This is a genomic window from Superficieibacter sp., from assembly GCF_032071645.1.
GTDB lineage: Bacteria > Pseudomonadota > Gammaproteobacteria > Enterobacterales > Enterobacteriaceae > Superficieibacter.
The window spans coordinates 1-15,744 of sequence record NZ_DAMAPU010000010.1 but is presented as its reverse complement, the minus strand read 5'-3'; the positions used below and the strand labels follow the sequence as shown (position 1 = coordinate 15,744).

The following is a 15,744-nucleotide window of genomic DNA, read 5'->3' as shown; positions in this document are numbered from 1 at the left end:
CCTCCGACCGCTCGGTTCGTAGCCGAGTACTCTATCCAGCTGAGCTACGGATGCATCGGGAAATTGCTTTACTACTTTGATTTAGCGTCGCGAAAACAACGCTAAGCAAGATGGTGCATCCGGGAGGATGACTCGCCTTGCGGCTCGCCCTTCGGGTCGTTGCTGAAGCAACGCTATCCCCCCTTGTGCCTGGGGCTAGTACCACCATCACAACAACTCCTTCATCGCTGAAGAAGTGTAGAATATGGTGCATCCGGGAGGATTCGAACCTCCGACCGCTCGGTTCGTAGCCGAGTACTCTATCCAGCTGAGCTACGGATGCAAAATGGCGGTGAGGCGGGGATTCGAACCCCGGATGCAGCTTTTGACCGCATACTCCCTTAGCAGGGGAGCGCCTTCAGCCTCTCGGCCACCTCACCACACGCCTCTTACGAGTGCTTCGAAGAACTTGTTTCTGCTCATCGTCGCTGCGTGGCGCACATATTACTTTCTGGGACTTATAAGTCAAACAATTTTTCCCGCACTTTTATCGTTTGCACACTTCACGCACAATTAGCCTGCAAAAACGGCAAAGAGGGTGATTTTTCAACGGAAAATTCTGCCAGTAAGGCCATTTTGCATGTCGATAAACGGAGCGCTAAAACAGAAAAATTGCGGAACAGGAGGAGGACGAAGGAAAAAATTTACGGCAGGAAGGATCCGCGTCCCGCCCGCAGGCGAGACGCGAAACATTAGTAACTGGACTGCTGGGATTTTTCAGCCTGGATACGCTGATAGATCTCTTCACGGTGAACAGAAACTTCTTTTGGGGCGTTTACGCCGATGCGTACCTGGTTGCCCTTCACCCCTAAAACTGTCACGGTGACCTCATCCCCAATCATGAGGGTTTCACCAACTCGACGAGTCAGAATCAGCATTCTTTGCTCCTTGAAAGATTATAAGAGTCGGGTTCTCTGTATCCCGGCATTATCCGTCATATAACGCCAAATAGTAAGCGATGACAAACACGTTAAGTGTAAGCAGTCACGGCATCACAATCTGTTAAACGTAAGTTTAGCCGATATACACAACTTCAACCTGACTTTATCGTTATAAAACCGTCCCGATAAAAGCGGCAAGTACTATGTTAGTTCCCGGTTCAGATATCTACCTGGATAAGTATCTGAAAGTGACCGTATCCTAATCGTACCGCAACCTGCCCGGTCTGGATAGTCATTGTACCGTTGCAGAGCGCGTAATGCGCAAAGCCCAGCGCCCGCAACGGCTTATAGTTATTACAGTTTTGCGCTTACCCAGCCTTTAACGCTGGCTAATGCTGCGGGTAACGCTGCCGCATCGGTCCCACCGGCTTGTGCCATATCAGGACGTCCACCGCCTTTCCCGCCGACCTGCTGGGCCACCATGCCGATCAGTTCCCCTGCTTTTACGCGATCGGTGACATCTTTTGATACACCCGCAATCAGAGAAACCTTACCTTCCGCCACAGTCGCCAGAACCACAATTGTCGAGCCTAACTGATTTTTAAGATCGTCAACCATCGTCCGCAGCATTTTTGGCTCTACGCCAGCCAGCTCGCTGACCAGCAGCTTAACGCCGTTAATCTCTTCGGCCTTGCTGGAGAGATTTGCGCTCTCCTGCGCGGCAGCCTGCTCTTTCAGCTGTTGCAGCTCTTTTTCCAGCTGACGCGTGCGCTCCAGCACCGAGCGAACTTTATCGCCCAGGTTATGGCTGTCGCCTTTCAGAAGCTGGGCGATGTCATTCAACTGGTCGCTTTCGGCATGAAGTGAGGCAATCGCGCCGTCGCCGGTGACGGCTTCAATACGACGCACGCCCGCTGCAGTGCCGGATTCTGACACGATGCGGAACAGACCGATATCCCCCGTCCGGCTGGCGTGTGTACCGCCGCACAGTTCGGTGGAGAAGTCGCCCATGCTCAGCACGCGTACGCGCTCGTCATATTTCTCGCCGAACAGCGCCATTGCGCCCTTCTCGCGTGCCGCGTCGAGATCCATGATATTGGTTTCAATCGGCAGGTTGCGGCGGATTTGCGCGTTAACCAGATCTTCCACCGCACGGATTTCCGCAGGCTTCATGGCTTCAAAGTGAGAGAAGTCAAAACGCAGGACTTTATCATTCACCAGTGAACCTTTCTGCGCAACGTGCGTACCGAGCACCTGGCGTAATGCCGCGTGCATCAGGTGCGTTGCCGAGTGGTTACGACGAATGCGCGCACGGCGTTCTTCATCTACGTCAGCCTGCACCGCATCGCCTACTTTCAGCGAACCGGTGGTGAGTTTGCCGAGATGACCAATTGCCTGACCGTATTTCTGGGTATCTTCTACCGCGAAGCTGAAGCCTGCGCCTTTCAGTTCGCCTTTGTCGCCGACCTGGCCGCCGGATTCACCGTAGAACGGCGTTTCGTCCAGCACGACCACGGCCTGCTGACCGGCGCTGATAGCATCAACGGGTTTACCGTCGATAAACAGCGCGGTGACGTTGCCGTTCAGCTCAAGGTGTTCGTAGCCTTTAAATTCAGATGCGCCGTCAACGCGGATCATCGCGTTATAGTCAGCGCCAAAACCGCTGGATTCACGAGCGCGACGACGCTGTGCTTCCATTGCGGCTTCAAAGCCGTCTTCATCAACTTTAATATTGCGCTCGCGGCACACGTCCGCCGTCAGGTCCACCGGGAAGCCGTAAGTGTCGTACAGACGGAACGCGGTTTCGCCATCCAGCGTATCGCCGGAGAGCTTCGCCAGCTCTTCATCAAGCAGCGCCAGGCCACGCTCCAGCGTGCGGGCAAACTGCTCTTCTTCGGTTTTCAGCACCTGCTCAACCTGCGCCTGCTGACGCTTCAGCTCTTCACCGGCAGCGCCCATGACGTCAACCAGCGGGCCAACCAGCTTATAGAAGAAGGTGTCTTTCGCGCCAAGCATATTACCGTGACGGATGGCGCGGCGAATAATACGACGCAGCACGTAGCCCCGGTTTTCATTCGACGGGATCACCCCGTCAGCGATCAGGAAAGCACAGGAACGAATATGGTCGGCGATCACGCGCAGGGATTTGTTGCTCAGATCGGTTGCGCCGGTCACCTTCGCTACCGCGTCGATCAGGGTGCGGAACAGGTCAATCTCGTAGTTAGAGTTAACGTGTTGCAGCACGGCGGTAATGCGCTCCAGCCCCATGCCGGTATCGACAGACGGTTTTGGCAGCGGCTCCATAGTGCCGTCAGCCTGGCGGTTGAACTGCATAAAGACGATGTTCCAGATCTCAATGTAGCGATCGCCATCTTCTTCCGGGCTTCCCGGAGGGCCGCCCCAGATATGATCGCCGTGATCGTAGAAAATCTCGGTGCACGGACCGCAAGGACCGGTGTCGCCCATCTGCCAGAAGTTGTCAGAGGCATACGGCGCGCCTTTATTGTCGCCAATGCGGATAATGCGCTCTGCCGGAATGCCCACGTCTTTTTCCCAGATGGCATACGCTTCATCATCGGTTTCATAGACGGTGACCCACAGACGCTCTTTCGGCAGCGCAAACCAGTTTTCACCGGTCAGCAGCTCCCACGCGAACTGGATGGCTTCATGTTTGAAGTAGTCGCCGAAGCTAAAGTTGCCCAGCATTTCAAAAAAGGTATGGTGACGTGCAGTGTAACCGACGTTTTCCAGATCGTTATGTTTACCGCCCGCGCGCACGCAGCGCTGTGAGGTGGTCGCGCGGGAGTAATTACGCTTGTCCAGCCCAAGGAATACATCCTTGAACTGGTTCATCCCGGCGTTGGTAAACAGCAGCGTCGGATCGTTGTGAGGTACCAGGGAGCTGCTGGCAACCACCTGATGTCCCTTACTATGGAAAAAATCGAGAAACGCCTGACGGATCTCAGCGGTGCTCTTGCTCATATTTATCCTGAAATCAAGCTAACGAATGTCGTCGCCAGCATTCACCCCGATAAAGGCAACGCCAGCGACCAAAAAAGTGGGAATAAGATAAGTTTTCTTGACTGGGAAGTAAAATCCCGTATGCGGTCAATCAGAAAAATTTCGCCAGATTTCCTGAATATCTTCCATCAGATAGCCACGGTAAAGTAAAAACCGCTGGATTTTCACTTTTTGCGCAAACTCGGTGGGCAGCGGTTCGCCATACTTGCGCAGCGCCTGATCTTTTGCCAGCGCGCCCCACTCAATATCACATTCACGCATGGCCCGTTCACCAACGTCGCGCGGAATACCTTTTTGGTTCAGTTCCTGGCGGATACGCGCCGGACCATAACCTTTACGGCTGCGGCTGGCGATAAACTGCTGCACAAAGCGGCTGTCATCGAGATAGTTGTTTTCAATGCACCAGGCAACAACGCGGTCAACGTCTTCCGGCGGCGCATCATTTGGCTCAATGCCCTGTTTTGTGACGATGGGTACAACCAGCTTGCGGCGCAGTTCCTGCTCGCTGTGGTCACGCATCGCCAGAATGCGGATGGCGCGGTCAAGGAGCCGCGAATATGCCGAACGGCGGAGCGTATTTTCTGTCATAGCAGTACCTGCGCACGTTGAACTTATAATAGCAAAAGGGCCGCATTACGCAGCCCTGGAGATAATCAGCGGTTTGAATCAACCGCATTGTGGATGACGACAGTTACCGGTAGCGAAAGATTAAAAATCTTCTTCTTTCGCTTCAGTCGCATTGGCATCGTTAGGATCAACCACGAAGTCTGGTTTATCACTTGGGTTGCTGAGCAACTGCTCACGCACTTTCTTCTCGATTTCTTTTGCCGCAGCCGGATTCTCTTTCAGCCAGGTAATCGCGTTCGCTTTACCCTGACCGATTTTGTCACCGTTGTAGCTGTACCAGGCACCGGCTTTTTCAATCAGCTTCTCTTTCACGCCGAGGTCAACCAGCTCGCCATGATAGTTAATGCCTTCACCGTAGAGGATCTGGAATTCAGCCTGTTTGAACGGCGCAGCGATTTTGTTTTTCACCACTTTTACGCGGGTTTCGCTGCCGACAACGTTCTCACCCTCTTTCACCGCACCGATACGGCGGATATCCAGACGCACGGAGGCGTAGAATTTCAGCGCGTTACCACCGGTTGTGGTTTCCGGGTTACCGAACATAACACCAATTTTCATACGGATCTGGTTGATGAAGATCAGCAGGGTATTGGACTGCTTCAGGTTACCCGCCAGCTTACGCATCGCCTGGCTCATCATACGTGCCGCGAGGCCCATGTGAGAGTCACCGATTTCGCCTTCGATTTCCGCTTTCGGCGTCAGGGCCGCAACGGAGTCAACGACGATAACGTCAACGGCACCAGAGCGCGCCAGCGCGTCACAGATCTCCAGCGCCTGCTCGCCGGTGTCCGGCTGGGAGCACAGCAGGTTGTCGATATCGACACCCAGTTTGCGCGCGTATACCGGGTCCAGCGCGTGCTCGGCGTCGATGAACGCACAGGTTTTGCCTTCACGCTGCGCGGCAGCAACAACCTGTAGGGTCAGTGTGGTTTTACCGGAGGATTCCGGTCCGTAGATTTCTACGATACGGCCCATCGGCAGACCGCCTGCACCCAGCGCGATATCCAGTGAAAGTGAGCCGGTCGAGATGGTTTCCACATCCATGGAACGGTCTTCACCCAGGCGCATGATGGAGCCTTTACCAAATTGTTTTTCAATCTGGCCCAGTGCTGCCGCCAACGCTTTCTGTTTGTTTTCGTCGATAGCCATTATTACTCCTTTCATACCGGGTGAAGCTGGTTTACACCACGCCGGGGATTACTGTTCTGTTGCGCTAATTATACTGTATAGCCATACAGTATCAAGTATTTTGTAGAAAATTTTGCCAGAGGGTTTGCAGGGCGTAAGCCGTTGCCTGACGACGTACCGCCTCGCGGTCGCCGGAGAAGCATTCACAGCGGGTGATCCCTTCCCCACGGGCGCTGGCAAAGCCAAACCATACCGTTCCGACGGGCTTGGTTTCGCTACCGCCGTCCGGTCCGGCGATGCCGCTGACGGAGATGGCATAGTCGGCACGCGCCGCACGGAGTGCGCCAATGGCCATCTCAACCACCACCGGTTCGCTCACCGCGCCATGCTGTTCAAGCGTGGCACTTTTTACGCCAATCAGTTGGGATTTCGCTTCATTACTATAGGTAACAAAACCCCGTTCAAACCAGGCGGAACTGCCAGCAATGTCAGTGATAACTTTCGCCACCCAGCCGCCGGTGCAGGATTCAGCGGTCGTCACCGTCGCGCCACGCGCCTTCAGTGCCTGCCCTACCCGCTCACTTAACTCGATTAATTCGCGATCGGTCATATGCGCCCCGTTAAGGCCAAAAAGATGGACATCAAGATAGCACTTTCCACACACAGATGTGGGCGACGATCGGATTTTACGAGGCGGATTCAGAAAAAAAGGCCAGTTGAAACTGGCCCGAAAGGAAATTACTTCATGCTTGCGGCGATGGTTTCGACGTTGTGGCGCATCGCTTTGACATAGGTATCGGCAACGCCACCGGGTGCGGACAGCGCTTCAGGATAAAGCTCGCCGCCAGGTTTCGCGCCGGTGGCGCTGGCAATCTGCTGAACCAGGCGCGGATCAAGCTGATTTTCCATAAACCACACTTTCACGCCGTCGGCCTGAATTTGCTTGATCATCGCTGCGACCTGCGCCGCGCTCGGCTCGCTTTCCGAAGATAGTCCCTGCGGAGCGACAAAGGTCACGCCGTAGGCACGGCTAAAGTAGCCGAAAGCATCGTGGCTGGTGAGCACTTTACGCTTCGCCTGGGGGATGGCGCTAAACTGCGTTTTTGCCCAGCGATCCAGTGCCTGTAACTGCGCAACGTAGCGATCGCCTGATGCATTAAGATCGGCCGCGTCCTGCGGATCTCCCTTCGCCAGCGCCATCTGAATATTTTTCGCATAGCGTGCGCCGTTCGCAATATCATTCCACGCATGAGGATCGGTGACGGTTTTTCCGTCTTCATCCAGGGTGTGGGTTTTGATGCCCGTCGAGGCCACTACCAGCGTGCCGTGGAATCCCGACGCTTTGACCAGCCGGTCCATCCAGCCCTCCAGTCCAAGCCCGTTGACCACCACCACATCCGCTTTACTCAGCAATGCGCTGTCTTTAGGCGATGGCTCAAAAGTATGCGGATCGCCATCCGGCCCGACCAGGGTGTTGACCTTAACGTGCTCGCCACCCACCTGCTGAACGATATCGCCCAGCACCGAAAAACTGGTAACCACATTCAGCGTTTTTGCCATCGCGCCCTGCGCCATGACGCTTAGCGCCAGCGCTATTACTACTCCGGTACGTTTCATCTTTTCCCCTTGCTAGTCAAAAAACGCGCGCAGGCTGGTTGCCAGCCCGCTACGCCTGCCAAAAAAAATGGAAATAAAAAAGAGGACGCTGGCGGTCAGTACAATAGACGGCCCGGCGGGCAGATTCGCGCCCCATGAGAGGCTCAGTCCCAGCCATGCGCTGAACAGACCGCCCGCGCCTGCCAGCGCCAGCATACCCGGCAGGGTTCTCGCCCAGCAGCGCGCAGCGACGGCGGGCAGCATCATCACCCCCACCGCCATCAGGGTGCCGAGCACCTGAAAACCTGCCACCAGATTCAGTACCAGCAGCGCCAGAAACAGGCCGTGTAACAGCGACGGCATCCAGCGGGAATTCACCTGAAGCCACGCGCTGTCGAACGCTTCGCTGACCAGCCCCCGGTAAAACAGCGCCAGGCACAGTAGCGTGACGCTGGATACGCCCGCCACGAACAGCGCTGCGTCGGTATCGACCGCGAGGATCGAGCCAAAGAGCAGATGCAGCAGATCGACGCTGGAGCCGCGCAGAGATACCAGCGTCACCCCCAGCGCCAGCGAGCCGAGGTAAAATCCGGCAAAGCTGGCATCCTCTTTCAGCAGCGTGCGGCGGCTGACCCATCCCGCCACCAGCGCCACCAGGATCCCGGCAATAAACCCGCCGATGCTCATCGCCATCAGCGACATACCATTAAGCAGATATCCCACCGCCACGCCGGGCAAAATCGCGTGGGAAAGCGCGTCCCCCATCAGGCTCATTCGTCGCAGGAGGAGAAAAACGCCCAGCGCCGTGGTGCTCATCGACAGCGCCAGGCACACCACCAGCGCCCGCCGCATAAAGCCAAACTCGATAAACGGCTGAAAAAAGAGGTGCCAGATCATGCGTATGCCACTCCCTGCGTGCTGCCCCACGACGCGTTATCGCCCGCCAGATGCAGGGTTTCGGGGAAGTGTTCCGCCACGCGCTGGCTGTCGTGCAGCACCGCCAGCAAAGTTTGTCCCCGGCGATGCATATCACTCATTAGCGCCATCAGCACGCAGCGGGTCTCTTCATCCACTCCGGTAAAGGGTTCATCCAGCATCACCAGCGGAGCCTGTTGCAGCAGCACGCGGGCAAACAGCATCCGCTGAAACTGGCCGCCGGAAAGCTCATCAATCGTGGTACGGCACAGGTCAGAAAGGCCGACGCGCTCAAGCGCCTCCGCCACCCGCACGCGCACTCCGCGATCCAGCCCGCGCAGCAGTGACACCTGCGGCCAGGCTCCCATACTCACCACATCCTGAACGGTGAGTGGAAACTGCGACTCCAGGGCGTGACGCTGCGCCAGCCAGCCGATTTTCGGTCGTCCCGACGTCCAGCGCAGCGTGCCGCTGACCGGGGGAATAAATCCCGCCAGCGTTTTCAACAGCGTCGATTTTCCGCAGCCGTTGACGCCGACGATGGCCGTCATGCTGCCGGTCTCCAGCCTGCCGCTAAGCGAAGGCGTAATGGCGCGGCGCTCGTAGCCCGCCACCAGATGATCGAGTTCAATCATGGCAGCGCCACCGCCCAGCCAGTCGCCAGCGCGAGAATAATCAGTAATACCGCCGCATACAGCAGGCGCACGGCGGCAGAAGAAGAGAAAAACGTGGACGGGATCATGCAACACCTCAATATGTTATAACATAACAATAATGAGATTAACGTAAAATGTAAATCAGCATTTACAAAGCAGAATGCGTCGAAATATTTCAGTGGCGCGCGAGGGAAAAAACGGAGAAAAGAGAAAGGCGATAAATCAGCCCTTCTCCGTGCGGAGAAGGGCGAGACATTTACTGTACGCGGGCCAGCGCTACCGCTTCGCCCAGTTGCCAGACGGCCATCGCATAGTTGGTACTGTGGTTATAGCGCGTAATGGTGTAGAAGTTCGGGAACCCGTACCAGTACTGATAACTCGTGCCGATATCCAGTCGCAGCAGGCTGGCCTGCTGGTGATCGCCAATCGGCTGCATCGGCGTCAGGCCCGCAGCGGCGAGCTGCGCGACGCTGTACTTCTTGTTAAAGCCGCTTTCCAGCCCTGTCGCCTGACCGCTGGCCTGCACGGCGACGATATCGCCTTTCACCCAGCCGTGCTCTTTGAAGTAGTTGGCAACGCTGCCGATGGCATCGACCGGGTCCCATAAGTTCACATGACCGTCACCGTTAAAATCAACGGCATATTCTTTATAGGAAGACGGCATAAACTGCCCGTAGCCCATCGCCCCGGCGAAGGAGCCACGCAGATCCAGCGGGTCATCCTGCTCGTCGCGCGCCATCAGCAGGAAAGTTTCCAGTTCGCTGGAGAAGTATTCCGCGCGGCGCGGGTAGTTGAAGGACAGCGTCGCCAGCGCATCGAGAATACGGGTCTTGCCCAACACCCGGCCCCAGCGCGTTTCTACGCCGATAATCCCGACGATAATTTCCGGCGGCACGCCGTACACCTGCCACGCGCGGTTGAGGGCATCCTGATTCTGATTCCAGAACGCCACCCCGTTTTGCACGTTATCCGGGGTGATGAACTGCTGGCGGTAGCGCAGCCATGCCCCGTTCGGTCCGCTCGGTAACGTTGACGTTGTCGGCGCCTGTCTGTCCATCAGGCGCAGCACGCTATCCAGTCGCTTTGCCTGGGAGAGAATTTCCTGTAGCTGCGGTTTATTGAAACCATGCTTGCTCACCATTTTGTCGATGAACTGTTCCGCCACCGGATTACCGGCGAAATCGCCGCTCAGCATCATCACGTTATGCTGCGGCTCAAGTAAAAACCCCCCGGAAGGCTGCACGGCCTGCGGTGCTGCTTCAGAAGTTTTAGGTTTACTGCTGCACGCAGCGAGCAAAGCGATCAAAGGAAGTAAAGCCAGATAACGACGCTTAAGCATGGGAGTTCCATTCAACAATTTTCGGCAGAGGCAAGTATGGTAAAACATCCGCCAGCCCTCAAGGAAGCGGTAGCACATTGCCGCAGGAAAAAAGTTCTCCCTCCCCTCTCCTGAAGACTAAACTTTCAAATTAAAATATTTATCTTTCATTTTGCGATCAAACTAACACTTTTAAATCTTTCGATCTGATTAAAATAAGCCAACATTTAGCAAGAAGAAAACCCTACAGGAGAAAGAGAATAATGATTGACGCCATTACGCATGGTGCCGAATGGTTTATCGGACTGTTTCAGAAAGGCGGCGAGGTGTTTACCGGGATGGTGACCGGGATCTTACCGCTGCTGATCAGTTTGCTGGTGATCATGAACGCACTGATCAATTTCATCGGTCAGCACCGCATTGAAAAATTTGCCCAGCGCTGCGCCGGGAATCCGGTTTCCCGCTACCTGCTGCTGCCCTGCATCGGCACCTTTGTGTTCTGTAATCCGATGACGTTAAGCCTCGGACGCTTTATGCCGGAGAAATACAAGCCGAGCTACTACGCCGCCGCGTCCTATAGCTGCCACTCGATGAACGGTCTGTTTCCGCACATCAACCCCGGCGAACTGTTTGTGTACCTCGGCATTGCCAACGGCCTGACCACGCTTGGCCTGCCGCTGGGTCCGCTGGCGGTCAGCTATCTGCTGGTCGGCCTGGTGACCAACTTCTTCCGGGGCTGGGTGACGGACCTGACCACCGCTATCTTCGAGAAAAAAATGGGCATTCAACTTGAACAGACCGTGCGTCTGTCAGGAGCAACGTCATGAAACGTATCCGTATAGAAAAAGGCGCGGGTGGCTGGGGTGGCCCGCTGGAGCTGGATGCCACGCCGGGTAAAAAAATTGTCTATATCACCGCCGGTACGCGCCCGGCCATCATCGATAAGCTCGCGGAAATGACCGGCTGGCAGGCGGTAGACGGTTTTAAAGAAGGCGAACCGCCGGAGGCGGAAATTGGGGTGGCGATTATCGACTGCGGCGGCACGCTGCGCTGCGGGCTGTATCCAAAGCGCCGTATTCCGACCATCAATATCCACTCGACCGGCAAATCCGGCCCGATGGCGCAGTACATTCTGGAGGATATCTACGTCTCCGGCGTCAGAGAGGAGAACATCAAATGGGCGGGCGGCAGCGCTGCGCCTGCCGCTGCCGGTCGCGACTATGACAGCAGCAAAAAGATCACCGAGCAAAGCGATGGCCTGCTGGCAAAAGTCGGTATGGGCATGGGGTCCGCCGTGGCGGTGCTGTTCCAGGCGGGGCGCGAAACCATTGATACGGTGCTGAAAACCATCCTGCCGTTTATGGCGTTCGTCTCGGCGCTGATCGGCATCATCATGGCTTCCGGGCTGGGGGACTGGATCGCCCACGGGCTGGCCCCGCTCGCCAGTCATCCGCTGGGGCTGGTGACGCTGGCGCTGATCTGCTCTTTCCCGCTGCTCTCGCCGTTCTTAGGGCCAGGCGCGGTCATCGCCCAGGTTATCGGCGTGCTGATTGGCGTACAGATTGGTCAGGGGCATATCCCGCCGCATCTGGCGCTGCCCGCGCTGTTTGCCATTAATGCCCAGGCCGCCTGCGACTTTATTCCCGTCGGGCTGTCGCTGGCAGAAGCGCGTCAGGACACGGTGCGCGTCGGCGTACCGTCGGTGCTGGTCAGCCGCTTCCTCACCGGTGCGCCCACGGTGTTAATCGCCTGGCTCGTCTCCGGCTTTATCTATCAATAAGGGGCCAGCACATGACCATTATTTATCAGACCACTATCACCCAGGTAGGACAGAGCGCGGCAGAGGCGCTTACCGATAACATGCTTATCACCTTCCGGGAAGGCGCGCCCACCGACATCGTGGAGTTCTGCTTTATCCACTGTCACGGCGAGCTGACCGGCAGGCTTCAGCCGGGCGCGCGCTTTGAGCTGGGCGATCGCCAGTATGACGTCACCGCCGTGGGCGACGTCGCTGAGCAAAATTTACGCGAGCTGGGGCATATCACGCTGCGTTTTGATGGTGAACATGAGGCCGAGTATCCCGGCACCGTTCACGTTACCGGTCCTGCGCCAGAGGCGGTTGCCCCCGGCTGCATGTTGAAATTTGTCGCTTAAGTTGTAAGGAGAAGAGTATGAGTCAGGTTGCCGTTGTCATTGGTGGGGGACAAACTCTCGGGGCGTTCCTCTCCCGTGGGCTTGCCGCAGAAGGCTATCGCGTAGCGGTAGCGGATATTCAGAGTGATAAGGCCGCGCAGGTGGCGCAGGAAATTAACGCCGAATTTGGCGAAGGCACCGCGTTTGGTTTTGGTGCCGACGCCACCAGCGAGCAAAGCGTGCTGGCGCTGGCGCGCGGGGTGGATGATATTTTTGGTCGTGCCGATCTGCTGGTCTACAGCGCCGGGATCGCCAAAGCGGCGTTTATCAGCGATTTTGCGCTGGGGGATTTTGACCGTTCGCTACAGGTGAATCTGGTCGGCTATTTTCTCTGCGCCCGCGAGTTTTCTCGCCTGATGATCCGCGAGGGTATTCAGGGGCGGATCATTCAGATTAACTCGAAATCCGGCAAGGTCGGCAGCAAGCACAACTCCGGCTACAGCGCAGCGAAATTCGGCGGCGTGGGACTCACGCAGTCGCTGGCGCTGGATCTCGCGGAATACGGCATTACCGTCCATTCGTTAATGCTCGGCAACCTGCTGAAATCGCCGATGTTCCAGTCGTTATTACCGCAGTACGCGGCAAAACTCGGCATTAAGGCGGATGAAGTCGAACAGTATTATATCGATAAAGTCCCGCTGAAGCGCGGCTGCGACTATCAGGACGTGCTGAATATGCTGCTGTTTTATGCCAGCCCGAAAGCCTCCTACTGTACCGGGCAGTCCATTAACGTTACCGGTGGTCAGGTGATGTTCTGAGGATCAGGCCCGGCGTGCCGGGCCTTTATTAAGGAGTTCACATGGTCAGCACACTGATTACCGTGGCCGCTATCGCCTGGCTTTGCCAGTTGGCCCTCGGCGGCTGGCAAATCTGCCAGTTTAACCGCGCTTTTGATAAACTTTGCCAGCGGGGACGCGTCGGCGTAGGGCGTTCCGGCGGGCGCTTTAAGCCGCGCGTGGTGGTGGCACTGGCGCTGGATGAGCAGGACCGCGTATGCGACACGCTGCTGATGCGCGGCCTCACCGTTTTCGCCCGTCCACGCAAAATTACCGGTCTGGAAGGCAAATATCTCCAGGAATTAAACCCTGATGTGATCTTTCCACAAGATCCTCTCTGTCAGAATGCACTATCATTGGCGCTTAAACTGAAACATGGGTAATTTCGTTTTGAATGCTAATAGCTTGCGAAATTATCACTTCGCAACTTTATTCGGGTATCCACGCCTATGAAACCACGTCAGCGTCAGGCCGCGATCCTTGAGCATCTGCAAAAGCAGGGTAAATGCTCGGTGGAGGAACTGGCACAGCACTTTGACACTACCGGCACCACTATTCGCAAAGATCTGGTGATGCTGGAAAATGCGGGCACCGTTATCCGCACCTACGGCGGGGTCGTGCTTAATAAAGACGAAGCCGATCCGCCTATCGATCACAAGACGTTGATCAACACCCATAAAAAAGCGCAAATCGCCAATACCGCCGTCCAGTTCATCCACGATGGCGACTCCATCATTCTGGATGCGGGCAGCACCGTTTTGCAGATGGTTCCCCTGCTCAGCCGCTTCAACAACATCACGGTGATGACCAACAGCCTGCACATCGTGAATGCGCTGTCAGAGCTGGATAACGAGCAGACCATCCTGATGCCCGGCGGCACCTTTCGCAAAAAATCCGCCTCCTTTCACGGACAGTTAGCGGAAAACGCCTTCCAGCACTTCAGCTTCGACAAGCTGTTTATGGGCACGGACGGCATCGATCTGAACGCGGGCGTCACCACCTTTAACGAAGTGTTCAGCGTCAGTAACGCCATGTGCGCCGCCGCGCGCGAAGTGATCCTGATGGCGGATTCCTCAAAATTTGGCCGCAAAAGCCCGAACATCGTCTGCGGCCTTGAACGCGTCAATAAACTGATCACCGATTCCGGCATTACGCCTGAATTTCGTCAGGCGCTGGAAGAAAAAGGCGTCGAGGTGATCGTGACCGGAGAAGATCATGAGTGAGTTGTTATTAAATGCGGGTCGTCAGACCCTGATGCTGGAGCTTCAGGAAGCCAGCCGCCTGGCGGATCGGCTGGGGGACGATTTTGCCCTCGCCGCCAGGACTATCCTTAACTGCGCGGGCAAAGTGATTGTCTCCGGGATGGGGAAATCCGGGCATATCGGTAAGAAAATTGCCGCCACCCTTGCCAGTACCGGCACGCCTGCCTTTTTTGTGCATCCGGCGGAAGCGCTGCACGGCGATCTGGGAATGATCGAAAGCCGCGACGTGCTGCTGTTTATCTCCTATTCCGGCAGCGCGAAAGAGCTGGATTTAATCATTCCGCGCCTGGAAGAAAAATCCGTCACCTTACTGGCGATGACCGGCAAACCCCGCTCGCCGCTGGCGTTAGCCGCTGTGGCCGTGCTGGATATTTCGGTCGAGCGCGAAGCCTGCCCGATGCATCTGGCACCCACGTCCAGCACGGTAAACACCCTGATGATGGGCGACGCGCTGGCGATGGCGGTGATGCAGGCGCGCGGCTTTAATGAAGAAGATTTTGCCCGCTCGCATCCGGCGGGGGCGCTGGGCGCGCGGCTGCTAAACCGCGTTCATCACCTGATGCGCCGCGACGCAGCCGTACCGCAGGTCAGGCTGACCACCAGCGTAATGGACGCAATGATGGAGTTAAGCCGCACCGGGCTGGGGCTGGTCGCAGTATGCGACGAGGACGCCCATGTTAAAGGCGTATTTACCGACGGCGACCTGCGCCGCTGGCTGGTGGGCGGCGGCGCGCTCACCACCGAGGTCAGCGAGGCCATGACCTCAGGCGGCATTACGCTTCAGGCCAGCAGCCGCGCGGTTGACGCGAAAGAGATCATGATGAAGCGCAAAATCAACGCCGCGCCGGTGGTGGACGAGCAGGGAAAACTGACTGGCGCAATCAACCTTCAGGATTTCTATCAGGCTGGCATTCTTTAGGGCTTCAGTCCCGGACGTTTCGCCAGCCGGTGCAGGCTGGCGTTCGCCACTTTGGTTGATCCCTCTGACACGCCATTGACTTCGAACGGTTGTCTCTCCCTGGGGGAGGGCTGTGCTCTGGCTCAGACTGGGGGGCAAACTTCAGAAACATATGGAAGGTACGTACCCCGAATTCCCCCCTCTCCCCGGCCCTCTCCCTCAAGGGAGAGGGGGGGAAAACCGTCCCCGAACCTCACCGCGCACCCGGGCTGTCCCCTCTCCCAGGGGGAGAGGGCTAGGGAGAGGGCGTTCACAACGCCGGTGCTGTGGGGGAGAGGGTCAGGGAGAGGGCGAAAAACCATCCCCATACCCACCTGGTTTCACCAGACGCTCCCCCTCTCCCCGGCCCTCTCCCTCGAGGGAGAGGGGGAAAA

16 protein-coding genes and 3 tRNA genes (1 of these 19 only partly in view) are annotated in these 15,744 nt (G+C 56.7%); 7 read left to right on the top strand and 12 right to left on the bottom strand.

Annotated elements, in window-relative coordinates:
- The 12 genes from RT197_RS16475 to mltB all read right to left on the bottom strand — a co-directional run.
- Positions 1-54: transfer RNA gene (locus RT197_RS16475), tRNA-Arg, on the bottom strand; it reaches 154 nt to the left of the window's first position.
- A 191-nt stretch (positions 55-245) separates the two neighbouring features.
- Positions 246-322 (bottom strand) — tRNA-Arg (locus RT197_RS16470).
- 4 nt (positions 323-326) lie between these two features.
- Positions 327-419, bottom strand: a tRNA-Ser gene (locus RT197_RS16465).
- Positions 420-731: 312 nt separating this feature from the next.
- Positions 732-917 (bottom strand): carbon storage regulator CsrA, encoded by a 186-nt coding sequence (gene csrA, locus RT197_RS16460; RefSeq protein WP_000906486.1) that lies wholly within the window; start codon positions 915-917, stop codon positions 732-734.
- Positions 918-1,274: 357 nt separating this feature from the next.
- On the bottom strand, positions 1,275-3,902 hold the full coding sequence (gene alaS, locus RT197_RS16455) for an alanine--tRNA ligase (protein WP_312952230.1): 2,628 nt from the start codon (positions 3,900-3,902) through the stop codon (positions 1,275-1,277).
- A gap of 126 nt (positions 3,903-4,028) precedes the next feature.
- Positions 4,029-4,529, bottom strand: a complete 501-nt coding sequence (recX, locus tag RT197_RS16450; RefSeq protein ID WP_312952229.1) for a recombination regulator RecX — start codon at positions 4,527-4,529, stop codon at positions 4,029-4,031.
- 120 nt (positions 4,530-4,649) lie between these two features.
- A complete protein-coding gene (recA, locus tag RT197_RS16445; RefSeq protein WP_312952228.1) occupies positions 4,650-5,717 on the bottom strand; it encodes a recombinase RecA in 1,068 nt (355 codons plus the stop codon).
- A gap of 91 nt (positions 5,718-5,808) precedes the next feature.
- The gene (gene pncC, locus RT197_RS16440; RefSeq protein WP_312952227.1) at positions 5,809-6,306 is read right to left on the bottom strand and encodes a nicotinamide-nucleotide amidase; all 498 of its coding nucleotides are present in this window, start codon (positions 6,304-6,306) and stop codon (positions 5,809-5,811) included.
- A 128-nt stretch (positions 6,307-6,434) separates the two neighbouring features.
- Positions 6,435-7,313: a metal ABC transporter substrate-binding protein gene (locus RT197_RS16435; RefSeq protein ID WP_312952226.1), complete on the bottom strand. Its 879-nt coding sequence runs from the start codon at positions 7,311-7,313 to the stop codon at positions 6,435-6,437.
- A gap of 12 nt (positions 7,314-7,325) precedes the next feature.
- Positions 7,326-8,189, bottom strand: coding sequence for a metal ABC transporter permease (locus RT197_RS16430; protein WP_312952225.1), 864 nt, complete (start codon positions 8,187-8,189; stop codon positions 7,326-7,328).
- Positions 8,186-8,842, bottom strand: coding sequence for a metal ABC transporter ATP-binding protein (locus RT197_RS16425; protein WP_312952224.1), 657 nt, complete (start codon positions 8,840-8,842; stop codon positions 8,186-8,188). The genes RT197_RS16430 and RT197_RS16425 overlap by 4 nt, the downstream gene beginning before the upstream one ends.
- 277 nt (positions 8,843-9,119) lie before the next feature.
- Positions 9,120-10,202: a lytic murein transglycosylase B gene (mltB, locus tag RT197_RS16420; RefSeq protein WP_312952223.1), complete on the bottom strand. Its 1,083-nt coding sequence runs from the start codon at positions 10,200-10,202 to the stop codon at positions 9,120-9,122.
- Between the two features lie 242 nt (positions 10,203-10,444).
- Here mltB and srlA point away from each other — a divergent pair, with 242 nt between their 5' ends.
- The 7 genes from srlA to gutQ all read left to right on the top strand — a co-directional run bounded on the left by srlA (position 10,445) and on the right by gutQ (position 15,331).
- Positions 10,445-11,008, top strand: coding sequence for a PTS glucitol/sorbitol transporter subunit IIC (srlA, locus tag RT197_RS16415; protein ID WP_312952222.1), 564 nt, complete (start codon positions 10,445-10,447; stop codon positions 11,006-11,008).
- Complete coding sequence (locus RT197_RS16410; protein ID WP_312952221.1) at positions 11,005-11,961, top strand: PTS glucitol/sorbitol transporter subunit IIB; 957 nt, start codon at positions 11,005-11,007, stop codon at positions 11,959-11,961. Before srlA ends, RT197_RS16410 begins: the two co-directional genes overlap by 4 nt.
- Positions 11,962-11,972: 11 nt before the next feature.
- A complete protein-coding gene (srlB, locus tag RT197_RS16405) occupies positions 11,973-12,335 on the top strand; it encodes a PTS glucitol/sorbitol transporter subunit IIA (RefSeq protein ID WP_312952220.1) in 363 nt (120 codons plus the stop codon).
- Positions 12,336-12,352: 17 nt separating this feature from the next.
- Positions 12,353-13,132 carry a sorbitol-6-phosphate dehydrogenase gene (gene srlD / locus RT197_RS16400; protein WP_312952219.1) on the top strand — a complete coding sequence of 260 codons (780 nt, stop codon included), beginning with the start codon at positions 12,353-12,355 and terminating at the stop codon, positions 13,130-13,132.
- A gap of 41 nt (positions 13,133-13,173) precedes the next feature.
- A complete protein-coding gene (gene gutM / locus RT197_RS16395; RefSeq protein WP_312952218.1) occupies positions 13,174-13,533 on the top strand; it encodes a transcriptional regulator GutM in 360 nt (119 codons plus the stop codon).
- 66 nt (positions 13,534-13,599) lie between these two features.
- A complete protein-coding gene (locus RT197_RS16390; RefSeq protein ID WP_312952217.1) occupies positions 13,600-14,373 on the top strand; it encodes a DNA-binding transcriptional repressor in 774 nt (257 codons plus the stop codon).
- The gene (gutQ, locus tag RT197_RS16385; protein ID WP_312952216.1) at positions 14,366-15,331 is read left to right on the top strand and encodes an arabinose-5-phosphate isomerase GutQ; all 966 of its coding nucleotides are present in this window, start codon (positions 14,366-14,368) and stop codon (positions 15,329-15,331) included. The genes RT197_RS16390 and gutQ overlap by 8 nt, the downstream gene beginning before the upstream one ends.
- The last annotated feature ends 413 nt before the right edge of the window (positions 15,332-15,744 follow it).

What these genes read in the sequence shown, in the direction of transcription:
- srlD (WP_312952219.1), top strand. Translation starts at nt 12,353, where the DNA reads ATGAGTCAGGTTGCCGTTGTCATTGGTGGGGGACAAACTCTCGGGGCG.
- gutQ (WP_312952216.1), top strand. Translation starts at nt 14,366, where the DNA reads ATGAGTGAGTTGTTATTAAATGCGGGTCGTCAGACCCTGATGCTGGAG.
- RT197_RS16435 (WP_312952226.1), bottom strand. Translation starts at nt 7,313, where the DNA reads ATGAAACGTACCGGAGTAGTAATAGCGCTGGCGCTAAGCGTCATGGCG.
- recA (WP_312952228.1), bottom strand. Translation starts at nt 5,717, where the DNA reads ATGGCTATCGACGAAAACAAACAGAAAGCGTTGGCGGCAGCACTGGGC.
- srlA (WP_312952222.1), top strand. Translation starts at nt 10,445, where the DNA reads ATGATTGACGCCATTACGCATGGTGCCGAATGGTTTATCGGACTGTTT.
- mltB (WP_312952223.1), bottom strand. Translation starts at nt 10,202, where the DNA reads ATGCTTAAGCGTCGTTATCTGGCTTTACTTCCTTTGATCGCTTTGCTC.
- gutM (WP_312952218.1), top strand. Translation starts at nt 13,174, where the DNA reads ATGGTCAGCACACTGATTACCGTGGCCGCTATCGCCTGGCTTTGCCAG.
- recX (WP_312952229.1), bottom strand. Translation starts at nt 4,529, where the DNA reads ATGACAGAAAATACGCTCCGCCGTTCGGCATATTCGCGGCTCCTTGAC.
- RT197_RS16425 (WP_312952224.1), bottom strand. Translation starts at nt 8,842, where the DNA reads ATGATTGAACTCGATCATCTGGTGGCGGGCTACGAGCGCCGCGCCATT.
- srlB (WP_312952220.1), top strand. Translation starts at nt 11,973, where the DNA reads ATGACCATTATTTATCAGACCACTATCACCCAGGTAGGACAGAGCGCG.
- csrA (WP_000906486.1), bottom strand. Translation starts at nt 917, where the DNA reads ATGCTGATTCTGACTCGTCGAGTTGGTGAAACCCTCATGATTGGGGAT.
- alaS (WP_312952230.1), bottom strand. Translation starts at nt 3,902, where the DNA reads ATGAGCAAGAGCACCGCTGAGATCCGTCAGGCGTTTCTCGATTTTTTC.
- RT197_RS16430 (WP_312952225.1), bottom strand. Translation starts at nt 8,189, where the DNA reads ATGATCTGGCACCTCTTTTTTCAGCCGTTTATCGAGTTTGGCTTTATG.
- RT197_RS16410 (WP_312952221.1), top strand. Translation starts at nt 11,005, where the DNA reads ATGAAACGTATCCGTATAGAAAAAGGCGCGGGTGGCTGGGGTGGCCCG.
- RT197_RS16390 (WP_312952217.1), top strand. Translation starts at nt 13,600, where the DNA reads ATGAAACCACGTCAGCGTCAGGCCGCGATCCTTGAGCATCTGCAAAAG.
- pncC (WP_312952227.1), bottom strand. Translation starts at nt 6,306, where the DNA reads ATGACCGATCGCGAATTAATCGAGTTAAGTGAGCGGGTAGGGCAGGCA.